The organism is Enterobacter adelaidei (assembly GCF_041937165.1).
GTDB classification, from domain to species: Bacteria; Pseudomonadota; Gammaproteobacteria; order Enterobacterales; family Enterobacteriaceae; genus Enterobacter; species Enterobacter adelaidei.
In genome coordinates this window covers 1-5,281 of the sequence record NZ_CP154358.1, presented here as the reverse complement: position 1 = coordinate 5,281, position 5,281 = coordinate 1, and the positions used below count along the sequence as shown (strand labels likewise).

The 5,281-nt window shown below is 60.8% G+C and carries 4 protein-coding genes and 2 pseudogenes; 4 read left to right on the top strand and 2 right to left on the bottom strand.

All coding sequences use genetic code 11. The annotated features are described in order from the left end of the window. Nucleotides 1-52: 52 nt before the first annotated feature. A complete protein-coding gene (locus AAHF05_RS25065; RefSeq protein WP_001067855.1) occupies nt 53-757 on the bottom strand; it encodes an IS6-like element IS26 family transposase in 705 nt (234 codons plus the stop codon). Nucleotides 758-893: 136 nt separating this feature from the next. Here AAHF05_RS25065 and AAHF05_RS25060 point away from each other — a divergent pair, with 136 nt between their 5' ends. Next, on the top strand, nt 894-1,754 hold the full coding sequence (locus tag AAHF05_RS25060) for an extended-spectrum class A beta-lactamase SHV-12 (protein WP_002904004.1): 861 nt from the start codon (nt 894-896) through the stop codon (nt 1,752-1,754). Nucleotides 1,755-1,774: 20 nt separating this feature from the next. Here AAHF05_RS25060 and AAHF05_RS25055 read toward each other — a convergent pair whose 3' ends face one another. Next, nucleotides 1,775-2,536 carry a DeoR/GlpR family DNA-binding transcription regulator gene (locus AAHF05_RS25055; RefSeq protein ID WP_002210513.1) on the bottom strand — a complete coding sequence of 254 codons (762 nt, stop codon included), beginning with the start codon at nt 2,534-2,536 and terminating at the stop codon, nt 1,775-1,777. 261 nt (nt 2,537-2,797) lie between these two features. On the opposite strand from AAHF05_RS25055, the gene ltnD reads away from it, so the two are divergent. The 3 genes and pseudogenes from ltnD to AAHF05_RS25040 form a co-directional block, all read left to right on the top strand. Then, on the top strand, nt 2,798-3,700 hold the full coding sequence (gene ltnD, locus AAHF05_RS25050; protein WP_002903955.1) for an L-threonate dehydrogenase: 903 nt from the start codon (nt 2,798-2,800) through the stop codon (nt 3,698-3,700). An 11-nt stretch (nt 3,701-3,711) separates the two neighbouring features. Then, nucleotides 3,712-4,964 (top strand): annotated as a pseudogene (otnK, locus tag AAHF05_RS25045) (3-oxo-tetronate kinase). Continuing rightward, nucleotides 4,957-5,280, top strand: a pseudogene (locus AAHF05_RS25040) (class II aldolase/adducin family protein); the annotation flags it as partial. The pseudogenes otnK and AAHF05_RS25040, both read left to right, overlap by 8 nt. Nucleotide 5,281: the final 1 nt, after the last annotated feature.

Here is a 5,281-nt window from a genome sequence, read left to right as displayed (position 1 = left end):
GGCACTGTTGCAAAGTTAGCGATGAGGCAGCCTTTTGTCTTATTCAAAGGCCTTACATTTCAAAAACTCTGCTTACCAGGCGCATTTCGCCCAGGGGATCACCATAATAAAATGCTGAGGCCTGGCCTTTGCGTAGTGCACGCATCACCTCAATACCTTTGATGGTGGCGTAAGCCGTCTTCATGGATTTAAATCCCAGCGTGGCGCCGATTATCCGTTTCAGTTTGCCATGATCGCATTCAATCACGTTGTTCCGGTACTTAATCTGTCGGTGTTCAACGTCAGACGGGCACCGGCCTTCGCGTTTGAGCAGAGCAAGCGCGCGACCATAGGCGGGCGCTTTATCCGTGTTGATGAATCGCGGGATCTGCCACTTCTTCACGTTGTTGAGGATTTTACCCAGAAACCGGTATGCAGCTTTGCTGTTACGACGGGAGGAGAGATAAAAATCGACAGTGCGGCCCCGGCTGTCGACGGCCCGGTACAGATACGCCCAGCGGCCATTGACCTTCACGTAGGTTTCATCCATGTGCCACGGGCAAAGATCGGAAGGGTTACGCCAGTACCAGCGCAGCCGTTTTTCCATTTCAGGCGCATAACGCTGAACCCAGCGGTAAATCGTGGAGTGATCGACATTCACTCCGCGTTCAGCCAGCATCTCCTGCAGCTCACGGTAACTGATGCCGTATTTGCAGTACCAGCGTACGGCCCACAGAATGATGTCACGCTGAAAATGCCGGCCTTTGAATGGGTTCATGTGCAGCTCCATCAGCAAAAGGGGATGATAAGTTTATCACCACCGACTATTTGCAACAGTGCCAACGCCGGGTTATTCTTATTTGTCGCTTCTTTACTCGCCTTTATCGGCCTTCACTCAAGGATGTATTGTGGTTATGCGTTATATTCGCCTGTGTATTATCTCCCTGTTAGCCACCCTGCCGCTGGCGGTACACGCCAGCCCGCAGCCGCTTGAGCAAATTAAACAAAGCGAAAGCCAGCTGTCGGGCCGCGTAGGCATGATAGAAATGGATCTGGCCAGCGGCCGCACGCTGACCGCCTGGCGCGCCGATGAACGCTTTCCCATGATGAGCACCTTTAAAGTAGTGCTCTGCGGCGCAGTGCTGGCGCGGGTGGATGCCGGTGACGAACAGCTGGAGCGAAAGATCCACTATCGCCAGCAGGATCTGGTGGACTACTCGCCGGTCAGCGAAAAACACCTTGCCGACGGCATGACGGTCGGCGAACTCTGCGCCGCCGCCATTACCATGAGCGATAACAGCGCCGCCAATCTGCTGCTGGCCACCGTCGGCGGCCCCGCAGGATTGACTGCCTTTTTGCGCCAGATCGGCGACAACGTCACCCGCCTTGACCGCTGGGAAACGGAACTGAATGAGGCGCTTCCCGGCGACGCCCGCGACACCACTACCCCGGCCAGCATGGCCGCGACCCTGCGCAAGCTGCTGACCAGCCAGCGTCTGAGCGCCCGTTCGCAACGGCAGCTGCTGCAGTGGATGGTGGACGATCGGGTCGCCGGACCGTTGATCCGCTCCGTGCTGCCGGCGGGCTGGTTTATCGCCGATAAGACCGGAGCTAGCAAGCGGGGTGCGCGCGGGATTGTCGCCCTGCTTGGCCCGAATAACAAAGCAGAGCGCATTGTGGTGATTTATCTGCGGGATACGCCGGCGAGCATGGCCGAGCGAAATCAGCAAATCGCCGGGATCGGCGCGGCGCTGATCGAGCACTGGCAACGCTAAGCCGGCGGTGGCCGCGCGCGTTATCCGGCCCGCAGCACCTCGCAGGCGTGCCGGGCGATATGACTGGCGGCGGCATCGGAAAGATGCCGGTCGGTAATGATGGTGGTGAACCGGGTCAAAGGTAACGCCATAAACGTGGCCACCTGATTGTATTTCGAACTGTCGCACAGCAGGATGCTTCTCGCGCTGACCTGGCTGACGGTCTCCTTGACGGTAACCTTGTTCTCATCAGGGGTGAATATCCCGCGACTGTCCCAGCCGCTGGCGGAGATAAAGGCCGTATCGATAGCCAGGTGGCGTAACGTACGCGCCGCCGATTCGCCCACGCAGGAGCGGTTCTCCCGGCACAGAGTGCCGCCGGTGTGGATCACGCCGCACTGGCTGGCATCGATCAGCAGCTGGGTTATCTCAAAATCATTGGTGACCACCTGGAGATCGTTCCGGTCGAGGATCGCCCGCGCCAGCGCCAGGGTGGTAGTCCCGGCATCCAGATAGATGCAACTGTTTTTAGCGATATGACTCGCCGCCAGCGCGCCGATCGCCTGTTTCTCCTCACTCTGCAGCGTGCTTTTCACCAGATGACTGGGTTCCGCGGCCAGCCGGCTGACGGCGCGTACGCCGCCCGAGACGCTGACCAGCAGCCCCTGCTCCTCCAGTTTACTGACGTCCCGACGGATGGTCATATGGGACACGCCGAGGATCTCCGTCAGCTCGTTAATGCTTACCGCCCCACGCTGCTCCACCAGGGCTAAAATACGCTGATGTCGTTCTATTGGAATCACCGCTCTCCCCTTACCATTTTTTCACACCAGGCGTCACCACCCAGGCTACGGCCCTGGCGACACCCGGTGTTGTTATCGCGCTTTGCCGCTGTTTTTTACGCTATTTTAGGGCAAGAATCGCCGCTGTGCAGCCTCTTTCCGCCTGTGAATTTTTTATATTCATGTGGGTTATTCGTGATAACTCTCACATAAATTCACATGATAACGCTTTATTCTATCATTAAATCACATTAATTAACTAATGTTCACAAGGAGACCAGCATGGCTGCACACACTAACGTCTGCGTGATTGGACTGGGTTCAATGGGCATGGGCGCCGCCCGCGCCTGCCTGCAGGCGGGCCTGAACACCTGGGGCGTTGACATCAATCCCGACAACTGTCGCGCACTGCTGGCGGCGGGCGCCAAAGGCGCGGGCCCCAGCGCGGTGCCGTTCGCCGCGGAACTGGATGCAGTTGTGCTGCTGGTGGTCAATGCCGCCCAGGTGCGGGGGATCCTGTTCGGCGAGAGCGGCCTCGCCGCCCATCTGAAGCCGGGCACCGTCGTGATGGTGTCGTCCACCATCGCCTCCGCCGATGCTCAGGCCATTGCCGAGGCGCTGGCGGAGTACCAGCTATTGATGCTCGACGCGCCGGTATCGGGCGGCGCCGTGAAAGCGGCCGCCGGCGACATGACGGTGATGGCCTCCGGGAGCGATGCCGCCTTTGCCCGACTCGCGCCGGTGCTGGACGCCGTGGCCGGCAAAGTCTACCGCATCGGGAGCGACATTGGTCTTGGCTCGACGGTAAAAATTATCCATCAGCTGCTGGCCGGGGTGCACATCGCCGTTGCCGCCGAAGCGATGGCGCTTGCCGCCCGCGCCGGGATCCCACTGGAGACGATGTATGACGTGGTCACCCACGCGGCGGGTAATTCCTGGATGTTTGAGAATCGCATGCAGCACGTCCTGGATGGCGATTACTCGCCAAAATCCGCTGTCGATATTTTTGTCAAAGATCTCGGGCTGGTGAATGACACTGCCCGGGCGCTGACCTTCCCGCTGCCGCTCGCTACCACCGCGCTGAATATGTTCACCTCCGCCAGTAATGCCGGATTCGGTCGGGAAGATGACAGCGCGGTGATCAAGATTTTCAACGGCATCACCCTGCCGGGCCATAAACAGTGAGGAGAGACAACATGCAGCTTGGTGTCATTGCCGATGACTTCACCGGCGCCACGGATATTGCCAGCTTCCTCGTGCGCAACGGCATGCCGACGGTGCAACTGAATGGCGTGCCGACCCGCGATATTCCGCTGACCAGCGAGGCGGTGGTCATCAGCCTGAAAACCCGCTCCTGCCCGGCGGAAATGGCCGTCAGCCAGTCGCTGGCGGCCCTGCGCTGGCTGCAGGCCCAGGGCTGTCAGCAGTTTTATTTCAAGTACTGTTCCACTTTCGACAGCACCGCGCAGGGCAACATTGGCCCGGTGCTGGATGCCCTGCTGGCCGAGCTGGGTGAGACGCGGACGGTGATTTCCCCGGCGCTGCCGGTTAACGGCCGCACGGTCTATCAGGGATATCTGTTCGTCGGCGAGCAACTGCTGAATGAGTCCGGGATGCGCCACCATCCGGTGACGCCGATGGAGGATGCGCACCTGGGCCGCTTAATTGAGCGCCAAGGGCGCGGAAAAGCCGCGCTGATTGCCTGGCCGATTGTCGCCCGGTCGCCGCCGCGCTGGCGGCAGTCAACGATCCGGCGGTGCGCTATGTGGTGCTCGACGCCCTCAGCGAACAGGATCTGCTCACCCAGGGCGTGGCGCTGCGGGAGATGAAGCTGGTCTCCGGCGGTTCCGGCCTCGCCATCGGCCTCGCCCGCGACTGGGCGCAGCGCCATGGCGCCAGGGGGGAAAGCGCTCAGGCCGGCATGCCGCTGGCCGGTCCGGCGGTGGTGCTCTCGGGCTCCTGCTCGGTGATGACCAACAGCCAGGTGGCGGCCTATCGTCAACAGGCCCCCGCCCGCGCCGTCGACTTAAGCGCCTGCTTTACCGATCTGGAGAGCTACGTCAGGACGCTGACTGACTGGGTGGACGCGCAGCGCGATGCGCCGCTGGCGCCGATGATCTATGCCACCACCGAGCCGCAAACGCTGCAGCGGATCCAGGCGCAGTATGGCGACAAGGCCAGCAGCGAACGGGTGGAACAGCTGTTTGCCGCTCTTGCCGCCGCCCTGAAGGCGAACGGATTTACCCGCTTTATTGTGGCCGGAGGGGAAACGTCGAGCATTGTGGCGCAGACCCTGGGGGTTGAGGCGTTCCATATTGGGCCGACCATCTCCCCTGGCGTGCCCTGGGTGCGTGACACCCGCCAGCCGCTCTCCCTGGCGCTGAAGTCAGGTAACTTCGGCGATATCCAGTTCTTTGCCCGTGCCCAGCAGGAGTTTCGTCATGACTGAGCAACAACTGCGAGAGGAAATGGTGCAGATTGGCGCCTCGTTGTTTAGCCGCGGCTATGCCACCGGCTCCGCTGGCAATCTGTCGCTGCTGCTGCCGGACGGCAACCTGCTGGCGACGCCGACCGGCGCCTGCCTCGGCGAACTGCAGGCTCAGCGGTTGTCGGTGGTGACGCTGCAAGGGGAATGGATCTCCGGCGACAAACCGTCGAAAGAGGTCACTTTTCACCGGGCGGTCTATTTGCACAACCCGGCCTGCAAGGCGATCGTCCACTTGCACAGCCACTATCTGACCGCGCTCTCCTGCCTGCAGGGGCTCG

Coding starts and splice junctions, on each gene's coding strand:
- ltnD (WP_002903955.1), top strand. CDS start 2,798: ATGGCTGCACACACTAACGTCTGCGTGATTGGACTGGGTTCAATGGGC.
- AAHF05_RS25060 (WP_002904004.1), top strand. CDS start 894: ATGCGTTATATTCGCCTGTGTATTATCTCCCTGTTAGCCACCCTGCCG.
- AAHF05_RS25065 (WP_001067855.1), bottom strand. CDS start 757: ATGAACCCATTCAAAGGCCGGCATTTTCAGCGTGACATCATTCTGTGG.